Genomic DNA, 24,493 nt, shown 5'->3' with positions numbered 1-24,493 from the left:
TTGGGAGCGCTCCCAGAAACGCTAGCGCAATAGTTTCGAGAAACACAAGAGCAACTGGAGAGAAGACGGCCGGCGAGCCATTCTTTCACATTCATAAACCGGCGGTAAGGCACGCGGCGAGCCCGTGCGGACCACGGGAGACGAGTGGTCCGCACGGGCGTCGGCCGTCACCCGGTCACGAGACCGAGCAGGTGGCCCCGTTCAGCGTGAACGCGGTAGGCGCGCTGTTCGTGCCGTTGTACGAACCGGTGAAGCCGAGGCTCACCGAACCACCGGCGCCGATCACCGGATTCCACGTCTCGTTGCGGGCACTGACCTGGCTCCCGCTCTGCGACGCGAGGGCGTGCCACATCTGGGTCACGGTCTGGCCGTTGGAGAACGACCACACCAGCGTCCAACCGTTCACGGCCGACGACGAGGTGTTCTTGATCGCCACCTCGCCCTGGAACCCGCCGTTCCACGACTGGCTGACCCGGTAGGTGACGTCGCAACTGCCGCCACCGTTGCCGCCACCTGACAACGTTGTCACGGTGACGGTGCTCGACCTGGACGAGCGGTTGCCCGCCGCGTCCAACGCGTACACCGCGAACGTGTAGGAGGTCGAAGCGCTGAGCCCGCTGATCGACGCAGAGTTCGTCGACGGGGACGCCACGGTCGTCTCGGACGAGCTGTTCACGCGGACGACCTGGTAGGAGCTGACGCCGACGTTGTCGGAGGACGCGCTCCACGACAGGCTGACACCGCTGGAGGCCACGTTCGACGCCGACGGGGTCCCCGGCGTGCTCGGCGGCGTGGTGTCGTTCGGGTCGCCGCCACCACCGCCGTAGACGCTGGCCTCCTTGGAGGTGGCCTTGATGCCGTTAGAGCCGTTGAAGAACCGCTGACCCCAGGAGCTGAGGCTGGAGGCGTTGAAGCTGTTGGCCATGTCGAGGTACTCGACGCCGCCTCCGTTGCCGCTCCACGACCAGCCCATGTAGCCCAGCTTGAGCGACTGGGTGATGGACATGATCGAGTCCTCGTCCGGGTTGCCGTCCGAGTGGTTGTTGCCGAACTCGCCCACCAGGATCGGCAGCTTGGCGCTGACGAAGGTGTTCAGGTACGAGCTGATCTCCGACGACGTGTCGTACACGCCGTACATGTGGATCGAGAACACGGTGTTCTTCAACGAGTCGGCGCCGAAGACGGAGGAGGCGTTGTCGCGCATGGTGCCCGACCAGTCCTGGCCCCAGTTCGGGGCGTCGACCATCAGCGTGTGGGTCAGGCCGCCGGAGCGCAGGGTCTGAATGGCGCTCTTGGTGTCGTTGACCCAGTTGCCGTAGTTGGTGTTGCCGTAGGGCTCGTTGCCGATGTTGACGATGACGTACTTCTCCTGGCCGACGATGGCGCTCTTGATGCTCAGCCAGTAGTTCGCCGCCTTCGCCAGGCTGGCCGCCGCGCCGTCCTCGCCGTAGCCGGTGGTGTCGTGCACCTCCAGGACGCAGATGAGCTTGTTGGCCTTGCACTGGGACACGATGTTCGCCACGTCGGAGGCGTCGTTCTTGGTCCACCGGTCGCCGGAGCCGAGCACCACGCGGATGCTGTTGGCGCCCAGCGCCTTGATGTCCTTCATCGCCTGGGTGGTCTTGTCGGTGTACCACGTGTGCGCGTGGTTGACGCCCCGCAGCACGAAGTCGTTGCCGTTGGCGTCGTAGAGCCTGCCCCCGCTGACGTAGAACCCGTTGGCCGCCGAGGCGGCAGGGGCGGTCACCAGGGGCACGACCGCGGCGGTCAGTGCGACCGCGGCGACCATCGCCCATCGTCTGAACATTGCTTCCTCACAGTTGTCGGCGTTGACAATGCGGAACCCGCTACCGGGGCGGCTCGGGCCACCCGTTCGCCGCACATGTGGACCGACGAGCGGGAACCCCGTGCGGTGGATCGGCACTCGCGGCGATTCTCCGGGATGCATCCATCGCCCATCCACTTCAGCAATTAAGCGCTTAAGTGTCAAGAGCCACTCGCATCATGCCTGTTCGAACCGCTTCGACGACGGTGTCCACTTCCGGACAACGTGACTCTTACTCAACCGCTTAAGTGCACGGCCCGGTGCTTCCCCGTATGCGCAGGGTGGACACGAGGGTCACCTCCGCGTCCATGCGCCCACTGTGGATTCGATCCAGCAGCAACCTGGCGACACGGGCGCCGTAGCCCGGGTTGTCCCGAGCCAGTGCGGTCAGTTGAGGTCGGACCAGTTCGCACAACACGGAGTCGTCCCAGGCCACCACGGACAGGCTCCCCGGTACCGGGACGCCCATCTCCGCAGCAACGCCGAGCGCGGCGACGGCCATCACGTCGTTGTCGAAGAAGATCGCCGTGGGGCGCTTCGGTCGGGCCAGTAGAAGTCGGGTGGCCCGTGCTCCTTCGTCGCCCGCGGGATCGGACGTCACGACGATCGGTTCAGGCAGCCCATGGCGGCGGGCCGCGGCACGCAGCGCCTCGGTCCGCACAGCCGTACGGCTCAGATAGGTCATCTCGGCGACCCTGGCGATCCTTCGGTGCCCGAGTGCGACGAGGTGGTCCACCGCCGAGTCGACGGCCGCACCGTCGTCGGTCCACAAGCCGGACAGGTTCCCCAGACCCGCTGGACCGCCGGCAACGACCGTGGGCAGGCCCAACTCCTCCAGAACCGGCACCCGGACGTCCTCGGTCCGCAGGTCCACGACGATCACGCCGTCCACCATGCGCCCGGCCGACCAGCGGTGATAGGTCGCGATCTCCTCGTCCTGGTCGATCGCGACGTGCAGGAGGAGGGAGAACTCGTGCTCCGCCAGTTCGGTCTCGATCCCGGATACGAAGCCCATGAAGAACGGTTCCACACCGAGGGCCCGTGCCGGGCGGGGCACCGCGAGCCCGATGATGTGCGTGCGGTGGGCGGCCAGGGCGAGGGCGGCGCTGTTCGGGTGCCAGCCGAGGCGGGCGGCGATGTTCAGGATCCTCCGACGCGTCGTCTCCGACACCCCGGAGCGCCCGTTCAACGCGTAGGACACCGCGACCTTCGAGACGCCGGCCTCGCGGGCGATGTCGGACATGGTCGGCCGTCTCATCCGCATCACACCGATCGGTTCGACGGACCAGCGTTCCGGTGATGCGGCGCGCGTTCACTTGGTGGCACCGGCGGTGAGCCCGTTGTAGATCCACTTCTGCAGCAGCAGGAACACGACCAGCGTGGGCAGCACGACGATGACCACGCCGGCGGAGATGACCTCCCATTGGGCGCTGAACGGACCTTTGAAGCGGAACAGGGACGTGGAGATCACGCCGAGGTCGCGTGAGGGCATGTAGAGGAAGGGGATGTAGAACTCGTTGTAGATGGCGATGCCCTTGACGATCACCACGGTGGCGATCGCGGGTTTGAGCAGCGGGAGGATGACCTTCCAGTAGATGGTCCAGCGGGACGCGCCGTCGACGAGGGCGGCTTCGTCCAGGTCGTGCGGGATGGACCGGATGAACTGCAGGAAGATGTAGATGGACACGATGTCGGTGCCGGTGAACAGCAGCACGGCCGCGGTGCGGGTGTCGTGCAGGCCGAGCACGTCGATCACCTGGAACGTGGCGACCTGCGTCGTCACGGCGGGCACCAGCGAGGCGATCAGGAACGCGCCGAGCACGGCACCGCGCAGCCGGAAGCGGAACCGGTCCACGGCGTAGGCGGTCATGGAGCCGATGAAGATGGTTCCGGTGACGGAGAACAGCAGGATGATCGTGGTGTTGAGGAACGCCGTGCCCATCTCGCCGTCGGTGAGCGCGGTGGTGTAGTTGTCGAAGTTGAGCCAGTTCGAGGGTGGGTCGAACGGGCTGTCTGCGCGGAACTCGGCGGCGTCCTTGAGCGAGGCGAGCAGCACCACGGCCAGCGGCACCACCGCGACCAGGCCGGCGAGCACCAGCGTGACGTAGGCGACGGGCCCGGCCTTGCGGGTGGTGGCGGTCTTGTGGACTGCGGTCTTGCGGGTGCTCGTGGGAGTGGTGGTCATGGGGTCGTGCTCCGGTCGTCGGGGAACAGGCGGCGCTGCACCCAGGTCACCAGCAGCACGAGCGCGAGGAGCACGAACGCCATCGCCGAGGCCAGGCCGACCTTGTCGAACCGGAAGGCCATGTCCACGGTCTGGATGACGAACGTCCGGCTGCCGTTCGCGCCGCCGGTCATGATGTAGGGGATTTCGAACACCGACAGCGACCCGGCCAGCGCCAGGATCGACATCAGGCCCACGACCGGTCGGATGCCGGGCAGGATGATGTGCCGGAACTGCTGCCACCGGGTCGCGCCGTCCATGTCGGACGCCTCGTACAGGTCCGACGGGATGGACTGGATGGCGCCGAGGAACAGCACGAAGTTCAAGCCCGTGTAGCGCCAGACGGACACGCCCGCCAGCGAGTAGTTCACCGTGTCCGGGTCGCCCAGCCACTGGTGCCCGGACAGGCCGACGAAATTCAGCAGCGAGTCCAGCGTGCCGTCGGGCCGGAAGAAGTACAGGAACACGAACGCGATGGCCACACCGTTGACCAGGTACGGGAAGAACAGCAGGCCCTTGAACAGGTTCCCGAACCGGACCCGGAAGCTCAGCAGCGTCGCGAAGTACAGTGCCACACCGAGCTGCAGGAACGCCGCGACGACGTAGTAGAGGCTGACCAGGAACACCTCGAACAGCTGCGGTCTGGTGAAGATCTCCACGTAGTTCTCGGCGCCGACGAACGGCATCCGCTTGCTCACGCCGTTCCACGACGTGCTGCTGTACCAGGCCATGCTGATGACGGGGATGTAGGTGAACACCGCCAGCAGCAGCAGTGGAAGCGCCAGGAACAGCCACGGCAGCGCACCGGCCCGGCGTTTGCGGTGACGAACCGGCACCGACCGCCGAGAGGGGACGGTCGGTGCCGGCGCGGTGCGGGTCGTCACTTCGTGACCAGGGCCTTGGCCTCGGCCCAGCGGGTGTTCAGGTCGTCGAAGACGTCCTGCTTGCTCTTTCCGCTCGCACCACGTGCCGCGTCGACCAGACCCTGTCGGTAGGTCTGCTCGTACAGTCCGATCTCGGCCGCGTCGTCGATCTTGGTGACGACGGCGTCCTGGGCGTGGTCCACCTCGAAGTACTCGACGCCGGCGGCGGTGAAGTCGGCCAGGGTGTCCGGTTCAGGGCCGTCCTTGAGCGGGGAGATCCCACCCTCCGCCGTGGCGAAGTTGGACTTCTCGGCGAACCAGTCGATCCACGCGCGGGCGGTGTCCTTGTTCTTCGAGTGGATGTTGATGCCGTTCTTGTAGTCCCCGGCGATGGCCGAGTGGAACTTGCCGTCCACCTGCACCGGGAACGGCAGGTAGCCGATGTCGTCCTTGTTCGGCGCGGCGGCGCGCAGCTGGGTGATCGACCAGGAGCCGAGCATCATGGTGGCGACCTGGCCCGTGCCGATCATGCTCTTGGACGACTCCCAGTCGGTGGTGAGCGGGTCGTCCTCGGCGAGCTTGTTCGCGACCACGTCGAACAGCAGTGAGTCGATGGTGTGCTGGGTCTTGCCCTCGGCCCAGGGCGAGTCGTCCGCGGCCATCTTGTTCGACACCTGCGGGTCGGCGCTGACCGAGCCGCGTGCGTCCTGCCACTGGGTCAGCGGCCAGCCGTTGCGGTAGTTCGTGTACAGCGGGACCGCGTCGGTCTTGTCCTTGATGTCGCGCAGCGCGTCGAGGAAGTCCTCCGGCGTCTCGGGCGGTGCGGTCACGCCTGCGGCGGCCCAGACCTTCTTGTTGTAGGCGAAGCCGAACGCGTTGCCCGTCACCGCGAGGCCGTAGACCTTGTCCTCGAACGCCTTCTCGGTGACGAACCGGTACTTCTGCCCCAGCTCCGACACCGAGCCCAGCGGCTCGAAGTAGTCCGGCAGGTCCGACAGCGAAGTGATCGAGTTCGGGATCAGCAGCACGTCGCCGTAGTTGTCCGTGCTCATCCGGATCTTGACTTCGTTGTCGTAGTCCGTGATGCCCTCGAAGACCACCTCGACATCAGGGTGCAGCTGCTTGAACTGCTCCGCGTACTCCTTGAACTTCGTGTCGACCAGGTCGGTGCGGTTCGTCAGGACGGTGATCTTGCCGTCGATCTTCCCGTCCGCACCGGAGTCGGTCGCGTCAGTGCCGCACGCGGCGACGAGGACCACCGCGGCGGCAGCGACCCCCGCCCTGAACTTTCCCATTGTGCTGCTCCTCGGATATCGGCGCGCATCGTTGCGAAACACCGGCGTACAGCGACTCTGCCGGAGGTGTTCGAGACCGTACGCCCGACTTGGTTAACCGGTCAATACGATGTTCGGTTGCACCTTACGTGCATCAGTCCGTCCCAACTGCATCCGTACGAAGCAAAAGTCAGACCTGGGCAGAAATAGTTGAGACACTCACCCAATAGTTCGACCATGGGCTCTGACCTGCTCATATATCGTAAGACTTGCTAGTGCAAATCGTACGCATCGCTAAGCATTCACTGGACAAGAATTGTCATCGGGCATCCGGCCAGGCCGCACGACGACCCCCGCACCCATTCGGAGATCCTCAAGAGCGAGAGATCTGAGCCTGTTGACTTAAGCGGTAAAGTTCTGCACTCTGGCCGTGCGTCGCCGCTACAACGACTCGCACAAAGGAGTGAGAGCGGATGAGGAGATTCATCGGGGTGGTGCTCGGGCTGCTGCTGGCGGTCACGGGCGCCGTCATGAGCGCGGCCCCTGCGGTCGCCGAGAACGCGCCCAACGGCTACCCCTACTGCAGCAGCAGTTCCAGCGACCCGGACGGAGACGGCTGGGGGTGGGAGAACAGCGCGTCGTGCGTGGTGCGCGGCGGTGCTGCCGACACCGGCTCGGGCAGCGGTGGCAACGCCCCCAACGGCTACCCGTACTGCGCCAACGGCAGCTCGTCGGACCCCGACGGCGACGGGTGGGGCTGGGAGAACAGCCGCTCCTGCGTCGTGCGCGGTGGCGCCGCCGACGGCGGCAGCGGAGGCGGCGGAGGCTCGACAGCGTGCCCGTCGGGCATGAGCTGCGGCTCCTACAGCGTCAGCGGCCTGGGCTACCGCAAACAGCAGGTCCGCAACGCCGGCGGCAACAGCCTCGACCTGGCCGTGGCCATGCTGGAGACCGACAACATGTCCACCAACTACGCCTACGGCGACAACAAGACCTACGACGCCGCCAACTTCGGCATCTTCAAGCAGAACTGGCTGATGCTGCGCTCCAAGTGCAGCCGGTTCAGCGGCCAGTCGGTCAGCCAGTGGAACAACGGCGCGGCGCTCAACAGCAACCTCTCCGCCGACATCTCCTGCCTGCACCAGAGCCAGAGCGGCTACGGCCTCAACACCTGGTTCGCCGGCCACCGCAACGGCGAGACGGGCCTCAACAACCCCAACACCAGCGACATCAACGGCTACAAGACCGCCATCTACTGGATCCAGAGCCAGATCAACAGCAACTCGTCGAACCTCAGCAACGACACCCGCTTCTGGGTCGACGTCCGCCCCATCTAGAGACCAACACCCTCCCGCGCGGTGACGGCACCTCTCCCCCGAGGCCGTCCCGCCACCACCGGTCCGTCCCGGTCGCGCCCTTGCCCAGGAGCGACCGGGACGGACCACCCGTTTTCGAAGCAGGAGTGAAGCAACATGACCACCCTCGCCGACGTTGCCCGACACGCCGGTGTCTCGCTGAGCACGGTGTCCTACGCCCTCAGCGGGAAACGCTCGATCTCGACCGACACCCGACAACGCATCGAAGACAGCGTCCGAGTCCTCGGCTACGAACCACGGCGGCTCACCCGCAACAAGACGCTGGCGCTGCTCCTCCCCGGACAGGCCGACGTGGGACCAATGTGGCTCGGCTCATTCCTGGTAGCCGCATCCACACGCGCACGACGCGATGACGTGGACCTCCTGCTGAGCGCGACCGCCGATGCGACAAGCGCCCAAGAAGTCGACTCGCTGATCATCGTCTCGCCGGCCACCGCACCCTGCCACTCGTCAATGCCCGTGGTGCGGGTCGGCACACCGGACAGCGCGGTCGAAGACTCCCGGGTCGACGTCGACCGCGCCGCCGCGGGCACGCAATGCGCCACCTACCTGGCCGATCTCGGACACTGCACCGTTGCTTTCCTGCACCGAGATCCGCTCGAGGACTTCTTCTGGGGCTTCGCCAGCGCCGCCCGTGCCCTGGGCTGCACCGTGCGGACACAGGTCTGGCAGCCAGGCGTCAATCCGGTGGAAACCCACCCCAGCGCACTGGTCGTCGCAGACGAGCTGCTGATCGGCGAGGTGCTCTCCGAGCTGGATCAGCGTCATCTCCGCGTACCGCAGGACGTGTCGGTGATGGCCCTGTGCTCCGACGAAACGGCCACCCGCGCACCAGTGGCCATCACCTCGGTCGGAGTCCTCCCCGAAACCCTCGGACAGACAGCGGTGGACATCGCGTTGTCCGGTGCGCGGCGGACTCACCTCCTGGAGCCCCGGTTGACCGTCCGCGCCAGCACTGCCGTCGCACCGTCGTAGAATCCAGCGACAACACCGCAGTCCTCGGATGACTGCCGTAGGCCATCCGCGCTTCAGATCACCTTTCCGCTCTGTCACACTCCGTAGCTGAAGAGCAGGCCCACGCCGAGCGGTTCGTCGGCACCGTCCGACGCGAAGTCACCGACCGACTGCTCATCATCAACGAACACCACCTACAGACGGTGCCGAACCGCTACGCGACCCACTACAACCACCGCCGACCACACCCGAGCACTCCAGCTCGCACCACCACGACCGGACACGCCAGCAGTAGAACCGAGCTACACCTCGATACATCGCCGACCAGTCCTCGGCCGACTGATCAACGAGTACGAACACGCAGCCGCCCAACCACAGGTCAGACCGTGCGGCGATTATCGGCACCCCACAGGGCGCCCTGTACTGGGCCGCCTCCCTGCTCGACCTGCCAACCCTCTCCGACGGCGGCTACGACGGCACCGGCATAGGCGTGCTCACCCCGGTGAAACAGCCCACCGACAACCAGGTCCTCGATGTCGACACCCGCGCCTACAACGCCCTGCCGCGCGGCCTGCGCTGCCTCGGCGAACCCGGATTCGCCCTGCTCACCGGACGCTGGCGCGCATTACGACACTTCACCACCAGCCCACGCAAGATCGGCGACATCGTCAAAGCCGCCCTCACCCTCACCCACTTCGAGCACGGACGGCCCGCCTGAAACTCGTTGAGATCACGTCAGTGCTGCGCGTGGGTCGCCGGGTATGAGCAGCAGCCCAGGACGGTGCGCAGGTTCTGAGGTGGCAGGCGGGCCAGCACCAAATCGCGAGGTGCTCAGCAGAAAGCCACCCAAGGGTTATTGGGATCTCCGGCCCCCGTGAAGGCTGCGATCTGTCCAGAATCCGTGTGCACGACGCTCATCGCATAGATGCAGGTGCTTCCGGGGGCGTACACCTGCATGCCGAAAGAGCTCCCAACGGCAGGGTCGGTCTCGAGGTCCTCATAGAATCCTAACCAGCCGCCTTGACCGTCCGGTTGACTTGATGGGCGTCGGATGCCTTTAGTGACCGTGTTCGTACTGCTGGAGGCGTTGATGACGGCGCGAACCCAGTTGGTTCCGCATGAAGGCGAATAGCGCACCTCCATCGTCCCGTACAACGCCTGCGGACTTCTGATCGGCCTGGTCGCGATCGTAATCGCATCCGCCCCGCACCCGGTCGTCAATGGGTTCGTGCTGGTGTACGGATCGTATGACGCCGCGGAGGCCGGTGCCACCACCGTCATGGCGATACCAATCGAGACCGCTGATGCCGTGAGCGTTCTTCTTCCGACCCTGGGCATGATGCTCCTGTCCGGTTGCGTCGCTGTGCCCTACATCGAACGACATACCGCCACCGGAGGTAAGAGCCAATCGGGTTGCGCGGACTCTCCGAGTGTCGAGCGGCGGCGTTGCGGTCGCGCACTTCTTGCGTCGACCGCGGCGGCCCTCCCGGCACCCCCAGCCCTGCACCCGGGCAAGCCGCGCCTGGCGCTCCGATCCACGACACCGATCACACGGGCTCGACCACGACGAAGTCACCCGGACACCGGACGGCCCTCGTCGACAGCACGTCGTGCACCACCGGGTCCACTTGTCAGAGCCCATCGGATCTTCACCATGATCCATTCGGCGAGATATTATAGATCGTGGACACTGCGGTGGGATCTTCACGGACCTTGATGCCCGCGGCGAACCGCTCGAACCAGTGGGCCTCGGCGCGGTCGTCACCCTGCACCATGAGCATGTAGACACGGCGCTCGACGAGGCCGGAGGGCACGGCGGCGAGATTCGTCGCGACGTTCGCCGGCGTCTCCATGTAAGCGTGCATCTGACAGTCCCACGCCGCCGGGGCGCATGCCGCTACTGCGGTCGAGCTGGCGGACTGCTCGATCTGAGTGCTCTGGGAAATCAAGGTGGCCCTCCTCGGGTTGATGACGATCGATTTCCCGTCGATGGTTATAGCGAAATGCTAAGTTTCGCGAACGAGCAGGTTGATTGGGAAGTTTTCCTGCCGGTAGTTCTACTGCCACCGAACGCACGAGACCCCGGATATTCCATTCGAAACACCTGCCGATTCCAACTCAGTACTGGTACCGTGCCGGGGGTTACTGTCGCGGTACCACTTCTCACCCATCGCACTGATGCCGCCGGAGACGCAATGGTCGTGCTTTCAGCTCGTTAACGAACCGCGTTGGGCTATCCGGGCATGGCCCCGGTTGTTTCGGCGGCCTTCATCGCCTACCTGTTGTCGGGCATGATGAGCCTGAGAATGTGGGGCGCCTGAACTCTGCATTGGGGCGCTGAGCTGCGGCGATCGTGCACCATGTGCCGCAGGAGCATGATCGTGAGGCATGGCGCTACGACTGCCTTACCTGATCTTCGTCCGACTCGGCGACTGGCTGGTCCTGCTCGGCCGGTCCTCCGCGGCCAAGGACGTCGAACTGCTGGTACTGCGGCACGAAGTCGCCGTGCTGCGCCGGACCGACCCCCGCCCGCGACTGGAGTGGGCCGATCGTGCGGTGCTCGCCGCGTTGGTGCGACGCCTACCCGACTGGTTACGCAACCACCGGCTGGTGACGCCGGGCACCGTCCTGCGATGGCACCGGCGACTGATCGCACAGAAGTGGACCTACCCGAACCGCACCGGCCGACCACCGATCGACGATGCCGTGGTGGCGTTGATCGAGCGGATGGCCCGGGAGAACACCGGGTGGGGCTACCGCAGGATCCAGGGCGAGCTGCACAAGCTCGGCCATCGGGTAGCCGCCTCAACCGTGCGCCGCGTGCTCAAACACCTACGGATACCGCCAGCGCCCCAACGCGACAGCGACACCTCCTGGCGAAGGTTCCTGCATGCCCAGGCCGAGAGCATGCTGGCCTGCGACTTCTTCCACGTCGACTGCGCGGTCACCCTCAAGCGGGTCTACGTGTTCTTCGTGATCGAGGTCGCCATCCGCTACGTCCGCATCCTCGGCGCCACTACCAACCCAGACGGGGCATGAACCACCCAACAAGCCCGCAACCTGCTCATGGACTTCGGAAACCGGGCAGACGACTTCCGGTTCCTCATCCGCGACCGGGCCAGCCAGTTCACCACCTCGTTCGGCGCGGCCCTCTCCGGCACCGGCATTCAGGTCGTGAAGATCCCACCACGGTGTCCACGAGCCAACGCCCACGCCGAGCGGTTCGTCGGCACCGTCAGACGCGAAGTCACCGACCGACTGCTCATCCTCAACGAACGCCACCTTCGGACCGTGCTGGACCGTTACGCGACCCACTACAACCACCGACGACCCCACAGAGCACTGCAACTCGCGCCACCACGACCAGATCGGCCGACCGCAGAGCCGGGCTACACCTCGATACGCCGCCGACCAGTCCTCGGCGGACTGATCAACGAGTACAAACACGCAGCAGCCTAACCGCAGGTTAGGTCCTGTAGCCGGCTTCTGACACCGCACAGGCCGCAGCGACGACGGCGGTGCGTAAGCGTGCTGGACCACGGCTGTCCGTGCCAGTTCCAACTCCCCGCTCGCGGGTGACGAAGCCATCTGGCTGCATCAGGACTGAGACGCCGAAATCCAGAGCAGTCCGCGCGCACGAGCGCAGCGGCCCGACACAGGGGGGTTATGCCGGGCACGCCACTCGCGAGCAGATGGCATTCCCGGGGGGGGCGAGAGCCATCCACAGGGTGAAATCATAAGGGTGCAGCACGAGCCACGACAACATCGGCTAGCGGAAGGCCCAATCAACGCGAACCAGTGAACTTGGCTCACGTTTGCCATTACCGCCGTCTCACCTCCTGCTGTATCGTCCGGTGTTGGGAGACGTGCCGTCGTTAGCGGTCTCGACAGGCGCACCGTTCGCGCGTCCGTCGCCCACGCGATGCTGCTCGACATCGGCCGCTCACTGATTCATGGCTGTAAGTAGCTGTTTCCGAGCTACTGGGGTTGGGCGAGTCGGCGGCTGGTGATGCGGACCATGAACCAGCTGACCATGGCCTCGTGGTGATGCCGGAGCCGTTCGTAGTCGCGGACGCAGCGGCGGTGTCCGGTGATCCGCGCCTGTGGGGTGCCAGAGCTCTGCACTGAGGGGCCGACCTGCGGCGATCGCGCACCATGGGCTGTAGGAGCATGATCGCGAGGCATGGCGCTACGACTGCTATGCCTGGTCTTCGTCCGGGTCCTCGGCTGGTTGGTGCTCCTTGGCCGGTCATCGGCGGCCAAGGATGTGGAGTTGCTGGTGCTGCGGCACGAAGTCGCCGTACTGCGCCGCACCAACCCCCGCCCGCGACTGGAGTGGGCCGATCACGCGATGCCCGCCGCGCTGGTGCGCCGACTCCCCCGACTGCTGCGCGAGCACCGAGTGGTGACACCGGGCACCCTTCTTCGATGGCACCGGCGCCTGGTCGCGAAGAAGTGGACCTTGTGCCGCTCGAAAAGTTATCGCCGCTGGTAGAGCGGGGTGTCGCCGCGTTGGGACCATGTCTGGGTGATCGTGTCGCTGCTGTACGAGGTGACCCGGAGGTTGTTGTCCGTCCCGGCGGTGCTGCTGTGCGGCGAGGCGGCGAAGGACGCCGAGTTGCTCGTGCTGCGGCACGAGAACGCGGTCCTTCGTCGACAACTCGCGGGTCCGGTCCGCTACGAGCCCGCGGACCGGTTCTGGTTCGCCGCCCTGTCCGGACTGGTGGATCGCCGCCGGTGGCGGGAGGTCTTCCCGGTCACGCCGGGCACCCTGCTCGCCTGGCATCGCAGGTTCGTGGCCCGCACGTGGGACCATTCCGCGCGTCGACGCACCGGACGCCCACCGACACGAGCCGCGGTCAAGACCCACGTGCTGCGACTCGCCCGGGAGAACCCGCGATGGGGTCATCGGCGAATCCAGGGCGAGTTGGCCCGACTCAGCCACCACATCGCACCCTCGACGATCTGGCAGATCCTGCGCGACGCGGGCATCGACCCGGCACCACGCCGCACCGGCCCGACCTGGCGGCAGTTCCCCACCAGCCAGGCCCAGGGCATCACCGCAGCGGACTTCCTCCACCTCGACATCATGCCCGGCACACGCCTCTACGCACTGGCCTTCCTCGAACACCACACCCGACGCCTGCACATCGCCGGCGTCACCGCCCACCCGACCCAGGCATGGACCACGCAGCAGGCGCGGAACCTCGCCGCCGACCTCGGAACACGCTTCGACACCGTCTTCAAAGGCGACGACCTACACATCATCAAGAGCGCACTGCAGGCACCGCGGATGAACGCCCACTGCGAACGGGTCATCGGCACCATCAGGCCCGAGACCAACTACCACCCGAAGCCCGGCAGCACCCCGCCACGGTGCACGACCTCGACGCCTGCAGAGTGCGCCGCACCCGCATCCTCGGCGGCCTCATCAAGGAGTACAGACATGCCCTCTGACCAACAGCGATAACTTTTCGAGCGGCACAGGCCGCATGGGCGTTCCCCGGTATCTGGCCGAAACCATCGCACCTGGTCACGAGGACAAGTACAGCCTGCTCTACCTGACACCTGGAAGCCTGCGGTATGGGCGGCACTGGCGAACACAACTAACTTATCCGTCATGAACAAGGAACCGAACTCCTCTCTCACCCGCGGCCGAGCGCTGCTGGCGGTGCTCCTGGTCAGCAGCGTCGTGGCCAACGTCGCCACTCAAGCCTTCGGCCTGAGCTCCTACATCAGCGCCGCTTTCGGGATGGTCGCCGTCGCCAGCGGTGTCACGCTTTTCTCCAGCTACCGCAAGAACCTCAAAGGTTCGCGGAGATGAAGCGTGTGCTCCGCAACAACTTATCGTCGCCGCAGAGCGGCGAAGTACTTGCGCCGAGAACAAGTCCGAATGATCGTATTCCTGCTCTACAGGCGTCGGCGCTGGTGGACGAGGTGCTTGGCGCGACCCGGCGGGTGCAATGTCATGTACGGAAGCTGCCATCGCGGGTGGTGGCGCAATTCGCACTCACGTTGTCTCCGCATCGGCTCGAATAGGTACCGGGGCGTGTGCGCAAATAGGCACCTTCAGGTGACCCAGTCCTCCTTCCCGCAGAGGGCTGCTCGTAGGAACGCGCGCTGTGGCCACACTGCTGACGTATGACGAGATCATCGTCAGATCCTACATTCGCTTTCGGCAACTGCCACATTCTCGGACATCTCGGGGTCAAGCTGTGTTCGTGGTCATGGAAGTTTTGGGCATCTTGGCTTTCGCGCTCGCGGGCGCCATGGATGCTGCACGGTCGCGTCTGGACCTGTTCGGGATCGGCACGGCGGCGGTCCTCACCGCGATCGGCGGTGGCGTACTGCGGGACATCCTCCTCGGGGTCGAGCCACCGATCGGGTTGCTGACCGCGTGGTACTTCGTGGCCAGCTTGGTGATAGCGACGATTGTGGCCCTCTGGTACCCGCGGCTGTGGCGGTTCGACATGCCCTTGCGGTTCTGCGACGCGATCGGACTGGCCATGTTCGCCATCACCGGCGCGACCAGGGCGATGGAGCACGGCACGCCGGTCTACGTGGCCGGCATCATCGGCATGATCAACGCTGTCGGTGGTGGCCTGATGCGCGAGGTCCTGGTCATGAGAGTGCCGACGATGCTGCACAAGGAGATCTACGCGCTGCCCGCGTTCGGTGGTGGGATCCTCGTAGGACTCGGGTTCACCCTGCACCTGTCCCCCGAGGTCGTGGCGGTCGTTACTGTTCAGATGGTGGTCATCGTGCGAATGTTGGCGGTGGTCCGGAAATGGAACCTCCCGACGGCGCGGATTTACCGGATCCGGAACGCGCCTTCACGCGAACGGCGGCCTGATCCAGTTCCGTCAGGGCCGGCCTTGCACAGACAGGAGGATGTCGAACGCACGCTCGAAATGTTTCCTGCCCTGTCCGCCAAGCAGGTCATCGGCCAACGAACGGCGCAGCATCCGCACGGCAAGCGGGTTGCCCTGGGCGCAACGCCTCAAGCCCAGCCTCGTCGGACCGGCCGTCCGCATGACGGGCGGCCGAGGATGACCAAAGATATGGGGCTTCCGCAGGACAACGATGGTGGCGATCCCGTTACGGCTCCTATTTCCACAATCTGATGGACTGCACCGCGCTGTACGACCCGCAACCGTTTCGGCCACGACACGCGTTTCCTGCACCGGCAACCTCTTGAAGCTCTTAATAGAATGATCTTGTCAGGTTGTTTGTTGTTCAGCGGGGTTGATGTGGCCCGGCGTCGGCCCCGGCAGGTCGGGTACGAGCTGTGGGGTCGTTCGAGCCACTGCCGCCGAAGGTCGAACGGCGCTGATGGACGTGCTGCCTGCAGGTGTGTCCTTGCTTCGGCCTACCCCGGCCATGGCGATACGTGGACAACGCGGGAACGTTGCTGAGCGAGCGGTGATCACATGGTGTTCGGAGCCCTCTTCAACCCGCGCACGTGGGAGCCGTCCAGTACCGCCTGGAACCAGTCGATCGCCCCGCGGCGTCGATTCTGGCCAGCACCTCGTGCAAGCGTTGCCGCGCATCATCATCTGCCACGGTTCTGGCTGACTGCGGGCTTTGGCCGCGGTGACGCCGCTGACACCCACGGCGCAGTCCCGCAGACCGGCCAGTGATCGATCCGGTCGCTCGCTCAGCCCATGCTGAGTGCCGTGCGGCAGCAGCACCACGGAGCAGCACGTGGAAGCCGGCCCCGGTGAAGTCGTCGAAGCTCCGTCCCCAAGCGCCGCTGCCAGAAGTGCGGCAGAACGTCGGCCGCCCGACCCGGATACTGCCGATCACATCACTGAACACGTCCACACTGGAAGCATAGGCACAATCGCGCATGAATGCGGAACATACGCGCATGGCATGTGCTGGCCCAATTTTCATATAGTGGTAGTGCGATCCAATCGGACGCAGCCCCACCGAGGAGAAACACTGATCATGAAGGCTGTTGTTCTGAAGGCATTTGGAGGCTTGGAGAACCTTGTCCTCGCCGACCTCCCCGATCCCCGGCCGCGGCCGGGAGAAGTGCTGGTAGAAGTCAGGGCGGCCGGTGTGGGACACGTCGACGTCATGTCCCGCCGAGGTGAGTTCGGTGGTTCTCCCGGTTCCGTACCAGGCATCGAGGTGGCCGGCGTCGTCGTGGCGGCCGGCAGGGAGGTCGACGACGCGTGGGTCGGCCGCCGCGTCTACGCGATGCTGGACCGGACCGGTGGCGGCTATGCCGAGCTGGTCACGTCAGACGTCGAGGCTGTCGTCGCTCTTCCCGACCAGGTCGGTGAAGCGGACGCGGTCGCGCTTGGTTTCAACGCGTTGACCGCTCTGACATCGCTCGAACGTGCCGAGGTGCGCAGGGCAGACAAGGCTTTGGTCCGTGGCGCCGGTGGCGGGGTCGGGCTGACGGCGACCCTGCTGGGCATCCACCTCGGGGCTGCCGTGACAGCAGTGACCGGCTCCGCTCGTCGCGGTGAACGGCTAGCGGCGCTGGGGGCGTCGACCGTCGTGAACCGTCTTGCCGATGCTCAAACATACGAGGAATACGACATCATCATCGACCCGGTCGGCGGCCCGGAGTTCGATCGCTTCCTGGAGAAGCTGGCTCCCAACGGCCGATACGTGCTGTGCGGAGGAGTGGCGGGTTTCCCCACGCCGGACTTCGGCTCGATCCTGCTCGGCCGGTTCACGGCATCCCCGACCCTGCTCATGCTCAGCCTCTCCTCGATCAGCCGTGCAGAGCTCCGCGCACGCATGGAGAAGCTTTTGGAACTCGTCGCCGACAAAACGATTGCCAGTCTGATCGATGAAACATTCACTCTCGCAGCCGCGGCGCACGCGCATGACAAGCTCGAGTCCGGTGCCGCCTTCGGCAAGATCGTGCTCGTTCCCTGAAACCGATCCCGCGGTTTGCCGCCTTCGTCGGCTCACGCGAGAGCACCCCTGATCGACAGCAACGACAGATGATGCCGAGCTCTCGGCGAGAACTCGCCCCAATGGTTCGACAACCCACAGTCAGCACTCGGACAACGGCACGCCCAGGACGATGAAGATCTTCTAGGTGCCACCACGCGGCTGGATGTCGCCGTTGCGAGGCGTTGACAGAGGAGGCGCGTATTGCAGACTGTGGACTTGGCAACCGTTGAGGTAGCGACCGATCGGTTCACGCTGCGGCCGTGGCGGGAGAGTGACCTGAGTGTGCTGGCGGAGGCCGCGACCGACCCCTACATCACGTCGATCACGACGGTTCCGGCCACGTGCACGACGGAAGCGGGACATGGCTTCCTGCGCCGGATGACGGAGCTGTCGGCCGACGGAATCACGGTGCCACGAGCGATCGCGGACCGGGTCACCGACTCTGTCGTCGGACATATCAGCCTCCGCCTGCGCGATCTCGACCTCGGCCGGGTCGGGCTCGGCTATTGGGTTCTGCCGTCGGCGCGCGGCCGAGGGGTGGCTCGCGAGGCTGTGACCGGACTCGCCGACTGGGCGTTCGACCAGCTCGGCTGCCGGCGCGTCGAGCTGTGCATCGAGCCGTGGAACGAACCGTCGAAGCAAGTCGCGCTCAGCGCAGGGTTCGTTCGGGAAGGACTGCTGCGCAACTGGCAGGCCGTGGGTGGGCGACGGTCCGACGTGGAGATGTTCTCCCGCGTCCGACCGCTCGCATCCGGGTCGGACGACTGATAGGGCTGCTCGAGCCACCATCGACTCAAGCCGCGGACTCCGTCGCACTTGTATCGATGTGCGCGGAGAGGGACCGGCCGCTGTTGCCCCACTGGCCCATGTCCGGCGGCGGCCGGCTCCACCTACCGCCGCTGACGGCGAACAGCTGCCGCCACGACCGCCGGGATTGTGCGGACGTAACAACGCACGGTGTCCTCCTCCGCTCCGCTGCGTCGACGGCGTTCCTGCTCGTCGAGCCGGGGCCGGCATCGCCGCCGCGGAGCGAAAGGTACAGCCTGCGCTACCAAGAACCACCTGCAGTCTGGGTCGCTCTGACCAGCGGACGACATTACGTTCTGCCTTGGCATCAACGATGCCATGCGGCTCGCGATTGTTTGCGCCAGGCGTCGACGGCTGAGCACGTCCGTCCGACTTATCGACACAGACGACCTCGTGACAGCGACCAGCTTGCCCTGGTGGGGGCGACGGTGGGTAGGTCGACTCGGTCCGATGTGGAGTGTGGTGATCGGACAGGGTCTGGGCTCGGGAGGTGGAATGACTCGGGTGTGGCGGCGCCTGTGGACGTCGCTCGATGCCGTTGCGCGCCTGATAGGTGGCCTGGTGACGGCGTTGCTCGCAATGGCCGTGCTCGTCTGGATCGGCGTGGTCGTGCTGCTCAGCTGCGTTGGTGTCGGCGTTGTCCTGGTGCCCTCCGCTCTGAGTGTGCTGCGGGCGGTCGCGAACCGGGAACGGGCCCGGCTCGATGTTCTCGGCCCCGGCCTCGTGCCGCACCGGGTGCGGGCCGCGCTGCGCGACGTGACGGTGCGACGTGAGCTGGCATGGCTGTTGCTGCACGCCACAGCCGGCTTCGCCGCCGGGTTCATCGGGCTCTCGTTGCCGGCCGTGATGCTGCAGAACGCGACGTACCCGTTCTGGTACCACTTGCTGCCGCCCGAGGACAACTCCCCCAGCTTCTTCTTCTGGACCATCACGGGTCCCTTGACCGTCGGAGCCACCGGCGTGCTCTGCGGCGCCTTCATCGTCGTGCTCGGGCCGGCTCTCGCCCGGGCGCAGGAGTGGCCGGGCCGGCACCTGCTGGCACCTCCCGCGGGCACCGACCTCTCGTTGCGGGTCGTCGAGTTGACCGCCACCCGTGCCGCCGCTCTCGACGCGCACGCCGCCGAGCTGCGCCGCATCGAGCGGTCGCTGCACGACGGCACGCAGAACCGGCTGGTCGCGGTGACTGTGCTGCTCGGCGCCGTGCGGCGGGCCGTGGACCGCGACCCCGCAGCGGCCCATTCCGCGCTGGACCGAGCTCAGGACGCCGCCGAACAGGCACTTGCCGAGCTGCGTGCGGTGGTCCGCGGCATCCTGCCCCCGGTCCTGGCCGACCGCGGGCTCGCCGGCGCCCTTGACGGCCTCGCGAGCAGCTGCGGCGTGCCGTGTGAGTTGGTGGTGGACGTACCGGGGCGGTGCGCCGCCTCCGTCGAGGCCACCGCGTACTTCGTGGTGGCAGAGGCCCTGTCCAACGTGACCAAGCACAGCGGCGCCACGAAAGCCGTGGTGGAGGTGACCAGGCAGGGCAGCCGGCTGCTGCTGCGGATCTGCGACGACGGCCGGGGTGGCGCGGACGAGAGCCGCGGGTCGGGTCTGGCCGGTATCCGCCGACGGGTCGAGGCGTACGACGGGCGCTTCACCCTGGACAGCCCGGCCGGCGGGCCCACGACGATGCGGGTGGAGCTGCCGTGCGGATCGTGATCGCGGAGGACGACCCGCTGCTGCGGGAGGGATTGGCGCTGCTGCTGCGGGCCGAGTCGCTCGACGTGGTGGCCACCACCGACACGCCGGGATCGTTCCTGGAGGCAGTGGCAGAGCACGAGCCGGACGTCGCCATCGTCGACGTGCGGATGCCGCCCACCCACACCGACGAGGGGATCGTGGCAGCGGTCGAAGCCCGCCGCCGCCGGCCAGGTCTCGCAGTGCTCGTGCTCTCGGCGTACGTGGAGCAGACGTTCGCCACCGAACTTCTGGCCGCCGGCGCCGGCCGGCTCGGCTACATGCTGAAGGAACGGGTGGGGCGGGTCGACGAGTTCCTGACCGCCCTACACCGGGTGGCCACCGGCGGCACCGCCGTGGACCCCGAAGTCGTCGGTCAGCTGCTGGCCCGAAACCCGCACACCAGCGCGCTGGGCCGGCTGAGCCCCAGGGAACGCGACGTGCTCGCGCTCATGGCCGAAGGACTCGGCAACACCGCCATCGCCGAGAAGCTCGTCATCACCGAAGGCGGAGTGCACAAGCACATCCGCAGCATCTTCGCGAAACTCGACCTCGCACCCGACGACCGGGCCGACCGGCGCGTCACCGCGGTCCTGCGCTACCTCGAGGGCAGCGGACCGAAGTAGCGACGGTTCGTCGACCACCGCGGCGAGCGCAGAGCGGCGTTACGCCGCAGCGATCGACCGTTGCCTTCCCGGCCTTCAGCCGACTGGCTCGAAGCACCTCGGGAGCATGAAGACGTGGCTGCGTCGTCCTGGCCGAGCGATTGGCTCCAGGGCTGCGAGTGCGCACCGAGCTCCACACGGATTGCGGACGCGGAGCGAACCCGGAGCGGGCGGTGAGTCGAACGACTCGGGCCTGTGGCGCAGGGCTTCGAACACCGTCGTCAGCGTCCTCGTCGTCCAGACGCTTGACGACGACAACCGAAGGGCGTCCTCGCGGTGCGGACGCGCCCTTCGGTTGTCGTTCAGCCGGATCGGGACGGTCTGCTGCCCCAGGCGATCGTTACTCTTTGACGCCGATACCGGCGATCGGCGGGATTCGGAGCAGTCGCGCGATGGGCAGGACGGTGGTGAGCAGGGCCAGTAGCGTCGTGCCGCCGATGATGGACACCCATCCCAGCGTGGGAACGTAGGGAACGGTCCGCCCGGTGAGGGTGCGTACCACAGACACCAATGTAATCGCGGCGATGGTTCCACCGATCAGCAGGGAAACGCCGAGCAGGCCGGTCTGTTCCGCGTGAACCATTCTCTTCACCTGCTTGCGGGTGACGCCGACCAAGCGCAACAGAGCCAGTTCACGCCCACGGGTGAGGGCGGCCATGACCATGATGTTGGCGGCGGCCAGGGCGGCGTAGCCGACCATGATGCCGACCAGCAGCTTGTTCAACCAGGATCCCAGCTCCAGATCGTCGGCGAGCTGGCCGGTGAGGCTGGCGGTGCTCGTCACGGTGCTACCGGGGTGCCGGTCGGCGACCTCGGCCAGGGCGGTGGTGATGTCAGTGCCCGGTTCGCTGCGGACGAGGATCCGCTCGTAGCCGGTGGCGGCGGTGTGGCCGTCGATGACGTCCTTGGCGACGGTAGCGTCGCCGAAACCCATGCCCCGGTCGTAGATCGCGACGATGCGCAGGGTGGCCGGTGTGCCGTCGCCGAGCCACACCTCAACCTGCTCGCCGATCTCCCAGCCGTTGGAATCGGCTTGCAAGGTTGACACCGCCATGGCGGGGCCGCGCAGGTCGGCCAAGCTGCCGCTGCGGACCCGGAGGTCCATCGTGAGCTCGGCGCCGGCCGGATCGATCGCCTGCACACCGCTGGCCTCCTCTCCCCCGGCGGGGATGATCGAGGTATTGCGCATTCCGGTGGCGGCCGCCACGCCGGGAATCCCGCGGATTTCCGTGAGGGCGGAGTCAGGCAGACCTGCGGCGGAGATCACGGCGTGTTGGGCGAGCATCCCGTCACGGCTCTGCTCAACGGCCGCTCGTTGCTGGTTGTCCTGGAGGAACCAGATCGAGCCACCGAGGCCAACCGACAGCACCAGTGCGGTCAGCACGGTGACCATGCTTTGGGCGTTGGCGCGCAGGTTCGCCGCGGCGAGGTAACCGCTGTCGCCCCACACGGCACGCAGCACCGGGCCGAGCAGCCGGGCGGCCACCCGGTTGATCCAGGGGGCGAGCAGGGCGACCGCGAGGACGAGCACGAACAGCACGCCTATCGCGGTGCCGAGGGCAGCGGTCCCCTTCAGCGCAGTGGTGAGCGTGGTCAGGAAAACGCCACCGGCCAAGGCGACGAACCCGGAGAACAAGCGGATCTTGCTGTTCCGGCGGGGTTCCACAGCGATCTCGCCGAGTGCCTCCGTCGGGCGGATCAGCACCGTCCGACGGGCGGCGATCAGCGCGGCACCCACCGCCACCGCTATCGTCGCCACCACCACCGCCACCGCGGTCAGCACACCGCCGCTGAACGGGAACGTGTCGGGGATGAACTTGTGGTCGACCAGTTCCCCGCGCAGCCATCGGATGGCGAACCAGCCCGAGGGCACGCCGATCACGACCGACAGCAGACTGAGCAGCCCCACCTCGATGAGGATCAACCGGGTGATCTGGCCGGGGGTGGCGGCGACTGCCCGGAGCAGGGCGAGGTCGCGTCGCCGGTGCCGGACCGCGAGGCCGATGGTTCCGGCCACGACGAACATCACCAGCAGCGCCACGTACCCGCCGAAAACAGTGCCGAGCTGGACCAGCATCCGGCCGGCCGCCGCATCCGCGGACTGTTCCAGCAACCCGCGCTCGGCTCCGGCGTATGCCTTGGCTCCGGCCTCGGTGGCCAGCTCGCGTACGTCGGCGACCACTGCGGCACCGGACGCACCGGGCTCGGCGATGACGCCGACAGCGTCGACCCGGCCCTGCCGCGGGTACACGGCCGCCGCGTGCTCGTCAGTGAAGAACACCGCAGGCAACGCGTCAGGAGCCGGCCGTGGGCCGGCATTGCGCACGAGGCCACTGATCCGGTAGACGCGTGCCGTCCCATCCACCAGGATCGGGACCTCGTCGCCGGGCGCTGTCGAGCCGGCCAGGCGTTCATCCAGCGCGACCTCCTCACCCTTCTTCGGTTCGGCACCCGAGACCAGCTCGTAGGGGGTGAGCACCGTGCTGCTCCACCCGTGCCCGGTGGCCCCGCCGTTCTCCAGGATCACCGTCACCGACGTGTCCCCCACAACGGTGGCCACACCCGGTACCTGCCGGAGCCGTTCGACCATCGAGGTCGGGACGGTGCCCCCTTCAGGCAGCTCTACGGTGACCTTCTCCTCACCGCTGGTCGTGACCGTGATGTCGCGATGGGCGACAACAACGTCTGTTGCGGCGTAACGCTTCGGCGTGGCCTCGAACCGCAGGCCGGACTCCACCAGAAGTCCCATCGACATCAAGAGCACCACTCCGGCCGTCAAGGCCAGCAGGGTGGCGACCGCGCTGCCCATGCGGTGGCGCAGCATCTTCGCGGCCAGCTTCAGCATCGGTCAGCGCTCCTGCGTCATGCGAGGGCGACGACCCAGCGACGCCAGGTGCTCCGCGATGCGCTCCGCACCCGGCTGCGGCATGTCGTGCACGATCCGGCCGTCGGCCAGCACCATCACACGATCCGCATACGACGCCGCCACGGGATCATGCGTCACCATGATCACCGTCTGTCCCGCCTCGTCCACCACCGAACGCAGCAGACTCAGCACCTCGCCCGCGGTCTGAGTGTCCAGGGCACCGGTCGGTTCGTCGCAGAAGATGACCTCGGGGCGCGTCGCCAACGCCCGCGCGATCGCGACCCGCTGCTGCTGACCGCCGGACAGCTCCGACGGCCGGTGCGCCAACCGCTCGGTCAACCCGACCCGGTCGACGACCTGCCGCACCCACGTGGCATCGGCGCGTTTTCCCGACAACTGCAACGGCAACACGATGTTCTCCTGGACCGTCAACGCTCCGATGAGGTTGAACGCTTGAAAAACAAACCCGATCTTCGACCGCCGCAGCTTCGTCAGATCCGTCTCGGACAGTCGCGACAACTCCGTGTCACCGACCCACACCTGGCCGCCGGTCGGCTGGTCCAGCCCCGCCGCGGTCTGCAGCAACGTGCTCTTGCCCGAACCCGATGGCCCCATTACCGCCGTGAACGTACCTCGCTCGAACATCACGTCGACGCTCGCAAGGGCAGTCACCGCCTGCAGTCCCGTGCCGTAGACCTTCTTCAGGCCCTGGACCCGCACCGCCGACGTGGAACTGGCAACGCTCGCACCAGAAGATCCATCAGTCTGTACATTATGGATTGACATCACAATAAACCCGAGGTCCTATTCTTTGGTTTCCAGGACAGAACCGTAATGTCGCTCGTCGGCCGAAACGACCCAGGCTGCGGGCGGTTCTTGGTAGCGCAGGCTGCACCTGCCCGCTCCGTGGCGCCGACGTCGACCCGGATCCGACGAACACGGACGCCATCGGTGTGACATCAGCCGCCGCGGTCTCAAGATCCGGCTGATCCAGTGCACCAAGG

General features: G+C 66.5%; 24 protein-coding genes. 14 read left to right on the top strand and 10 right to left on the bottom strand.

Annotation, left to right across the window (positions count from 1 at the left end; translation table 11 throughout):
- Positions 1-175: 175 nt before the first annotated feature.
- The 5 genes from EDD40_RS35980 to EDD40_RS35960 all read right to left on the bottom strand — a co-directional run bounded on the left by EDD40_RS35980 (position 176) and on the right by EDD40_RS35960 (position 6,207).
- On the bottom strand, positions 176-1,807 hold the full coding sequence (locus EDD40_RS35980) for a cellulase family glycosylhydrolase (RefSeq protein ID WP_123746843.1): 1,632 nt from the start codon (positions 1,805-1,807) through the stop codon (positions 176-178).
- Between the two features lie 262 nt (positions 1,808-2,069).
- Complete coding sequence (locus EDD40_RS35975; protein WP_211348307.1) at positions 2,070-3,068, bottom strand: LacI family DNA-binding transcriptional regulator; 999 nt, start codon at positions 3,066-3,068, stop codon at positions 2,070-2,072.
- A gap of 69 nt (positions 3,069-3,137) precedes the next feature.
- Positions 3,138-4,010 carry a carbohydrate ABC transporter permease gene (locus EDD40_RS35970; RefSeq protein ID WP_123746842.1) on the bottom strand — a complete coding sequence of 291 codons (873 nt, stop codon included), beginning with the start codon at positions 4,008-4,010 and terminating at the stop codon, positions 3,138-3,140.
- Complete coding sequence (locus EDD40_RS35965; RefSeq protein ID WP_211348306.1) at positions 4,007-4,885, bottom strand: carbohydrate ABC transporter permease; 879 nt, start codon at positions 4,883-4,885, stop codon at positions 4,007-4,009. Before EDD40_RS35965 ends, EDD40_RS35970 begins: the two co-directional genes overlap by 4 nt.
- Positions 4,886-4,929: 44 nt before the next feature.
- Entirely contained in the window at positions 4,930-6,207 is a 1,278-nt protein-coding gene (locus tag EDD40_RS35960) for an ABC transporter substrate-binding protein (protein ID WP_123746840.1), read from the bottom strand.
- A 452-nt stretch (positions 6,208-6,659) separates the two neighbouring features.
- Here EDD40_RS35960 and EDD40_RS42805 point away from each other — a divergent pair, with 452 nt between their 5' ends.
- The 4 genes from EDD40_RS42805 to EDD40_RS35935 all read left to right on the top strand — a co-directional run bounded on the left by EDD40_RS42805 (position 6,660) and on the right by EDD40_RS35935 (position 9,234).
- Entirely contained in the window at positions 6,660-7,523 is an 864-nt protein-coding gene (locus EDD40_RS42805; protein ID WP_211348305.1) for a carbohydrate-binding domain-containing protein, read from the top strand.
- 135 nt (positions 7,524-7,658) lie between these two features.
- Complete coding sequence (locus EDD40_RS35945) at positions 7,659-8,537, top strand: LacI family DNA-binding transcriptional regulator (protein ID WP_123746839.1); 879 nt, start codon at positions 7,659-7,661, stop codon at positions 8,535-8,537.
- A gap of 44 nt (positions 8,538-8,581) precedes the next feature.
- The gene (locus EDD40_RS35940) at positions 8,582-9,004 is read left to right on the top strand and encodes an integrase core domain-containing protein (RefSeq protein ID WP_342777822.1); all 423 of its coding nucleotides are present in this window, start codon (positions 8,582-8,584) and stop codon (positions 9,002-9,004) included.
- Positions 8,911-9,234: a transposase family protein gene (locus tag EDD40_RS35935; RefSeq protein WP_342777821.1), complete on the top strand. Its 324-nt coding sequence runs from the start codon at positions 8,911-8,913 to the stop codon at positions 9,232-9,234. Before EDD40_RS35940 ends, EDD40_RS35935 begins: the two co-directional genes overlap by 94 nt.
- 113 nt (positions 9,235-9,347) lie before the next feature.
- Here EDD40_RS35935 and EDD40_RS44890 read toward each other — a convergent pair whose 3' ends face one another.
- Together EDD40_RS44890 and EDD40_RS35925 are read right to left on the bottom strand one after the other, a co-directional pair.
- The gene (locus EDD40_RS44890) at positions 9,348-9,797 is read right to left on the bottom strand and encodes a DUF2690 domain-containing protein (protein WP_425471359.1); all 450 of its coding nucleotides are present in this window, start codon (positions 9,795-9,797) and stop codon (positions 9,348-9,350) included.
- Between the two features lie 368 nt (positions 9,798-10,165).
- On the bottom strand, positions 10,166-10,465 hold the full coding sequence (locus EDD40_RS35925; protein ID WP_123746837.1) for a hypothetical protein: 300 nt from the start codon (positions 10,463-10,465) through the stop codon (positions 10,166-10,168).
- Positions 10,466-10,904: 439 nt separating this feature from the next.
- On the opposite strand from EDD40_RS35925, the gene EDD40_RS43965 reads away from it, so the two are divergent.
- The 6 genes from EDD40_RS43965 (at position 10,905) to EDD40_RS35900 (ending at position 15,640) form a co-directional block, all read left to right on the top strand.
- Positions 10,905-11,555, top strand: coding sequence for a helix-turn-helix domain-containing protein (locus EDD40_RS43965; protein WP_246038105.1), 651 nt, complete (start codon positions 10,905-10,907; stop codon positions 11,553-11,555).
- A 27-nt stretch (positions 11,556-11,582) separates the two neighbouring features.
- Positions 11,583-11,975 (top strand): integrase core domain-containing protein, encoded by a 393-nt coding sequence (locus EDD40_RS43960; RefSeq protein WP_246038103.1) that lies wholly within the window; start codon positions 11,583-11,585, stop codon positions 11,973-11,975.
- 724 nt (positions 11,976-12,699) lie between these two features.
- Positions 12,700-13,011: an integrase gene (locus EDD40_RS35915; protein WP_246038101.1), complete on the top strand. Its 312-nt coding sequence runs from the start codon at positions 12,700-12,702 to the stop codon at positions 13,009-13,011.
- A gap of 87 nt (positions 13,012-13,098) precedes the next feature.
- Positions 13,099-13,986 (top strand): transposase, encoded by an 888-nt coding sequence (locus EDD40_RS35910; RefSeq protein WP_211348304.1) that lies wholly within the window; start codon positions 13,099-13,101, stop codon positions 13,984-13,986.
- A 150-nt stretch (positions 13,987-14,136) separates the two neighbouring features.
- Complete coding sequence (locus EDD40_RS35905; protein ID WP_123746836.1) at positions 14,137-14,340, top strand: hypothetical protein; 204 nt, start codon at positions 14,137-14,139, stop codon at positions 14,338-14,340.
- A gap of 298 nt (positions 14,341-14,638) precedes the next feature.
- Positions 14,639-15,640: a trimeric intracellular cation channel family protein gene (locus EDD40_RS35900; protein ID WP_148089009.1), complete on the top strand. Its 1,002-nt coding sequence runs from the start codon at positions 14,639-14,641 to the stop codon at positions 15,638-15,640.
- Positions 15,641-15,965: 325 nt separating this feature from the next.
- On the opposite strand, the gene EDD40_RS44885 is transcribed toward EDD40_RS35900, so the two are convergent.
- A complete protein-coding gene (locus EDD40_RS44885; protein ID WP_425471294.1) occupies positions 15,966-16,367 on the bottom strand; it encodes a cupin domain-containing protein in 402 nt (133 codons plus the stop codon).
- Positions 16,368-16,466: 99 nt separating this feature from the next.
- Between EDD40_RS44885 and EDD40_RS35890 the strand changes: the two genes are divergently transcribed.
- The 4 genes from EDD40_RS35890 to EDD40_RS35875 all read left to right on the top strand — a co-directional run bounded on the left by EDD40_RS35890 (position 16,467) and on the right by EDD40_RS35875 (position 20,584).
- The gene (locus tag EDD40_RS35890; protein WP_170185307.1) at positions 16,467-17,414 is read left to right on the top strand and encodes a quinone oxidoreductase family protein; all 948 of its coding nucleotides are present in this window, start codon (positions 16,467-16,469) and stop codon (positions 17,412-17,414) included.
- A gap of 237 nt (positions 17,415-17,651) precedes the next feature.
- Positions 17,652-18,203 carry a GNAT family N-acetyltransferase gene (locus tag EDD40_RS35885; RefSeq protein WP_170185306.1) on the top strand — a complete coding sequence of 184 codons (552 nt, stop codon included), beginning with the start codon at positions 17,652-17,654 and terminating at the stop codon, positions 18,201-18,203.
- A 534-nt stretch (positions 18,204-18,737) separates the two neighbouring features.
- Positions 18,738-19,940 (top strand): sensor histidine kinase, encoded by a 1,203-nt coding sequence (locus EDD40_RS35880; protein ID WP_123746832.1) that lies wholly within the window; start codon positions 18,738-18,740, stop codon positions 19,938-19,940.
- Positions 19,928-20,584: a response regulator gene (locus EDD40_RS35875; protein WP_123746831.1), complete on the top strand. Its 657-nt coding sequence runs from the start codon at positions 19,928-19,930 to the stop codon at positions 20,582-20,584. The genes EDD40_RS35880 and EDD40_RS35875 overlap by 13 nt, the downstream gene beginning before the upstream one ends.
- 379 nt (positions 20,585-20,963) lie before the next feature.
- Here the strand turns inward: EDD40_RS35875 and EDD40_RS35870 are convergent, their stop codons facing one another.
- The gene (locus EDD40_RS35870; RefSeq protein WP_123746830.1) at positions 20,964-23,468 is read right to left on the bottom strand and encodes an ABC transporter permease; all 2,505 of its coding nucleotides are present in this window, start codon (positions 23,466-23,468) and stop codon (positions 20,964-20,966) included.
- A gap of 3 nt (positions 23,469-23,471) precedes the next feature.
- Positions 23,472-24,275 carry an ABC transporter ATP-binding protein gene (locus EDD40_RS35865; RefSeq protein WP_123746829.1) on the bottom strand — a complete coding sequence of 268 codons (804 nt, stop codon included), beginning with the start codon at positions 24,273-24,275 and terminating at the stop codon, positions 23,472-23,474.
- Between the last annotated feature and the right edge of the window lie 218 nt (positions 24,276-24,493).

Source organism: Saccharothrix texasensis, from assembly GCF_003752005.1.
In the GTDB taxonomy this organism is placed as follows: Bacteria; Actinomycetota; Actinomycetes; order Mycobacteriales; family Pseudonocardiaceae; genus Actinosynnema; species Actinosynnema texasense.
This window is presented reverse-complemented; position numbering and strand designations above follow the sequence as displayed.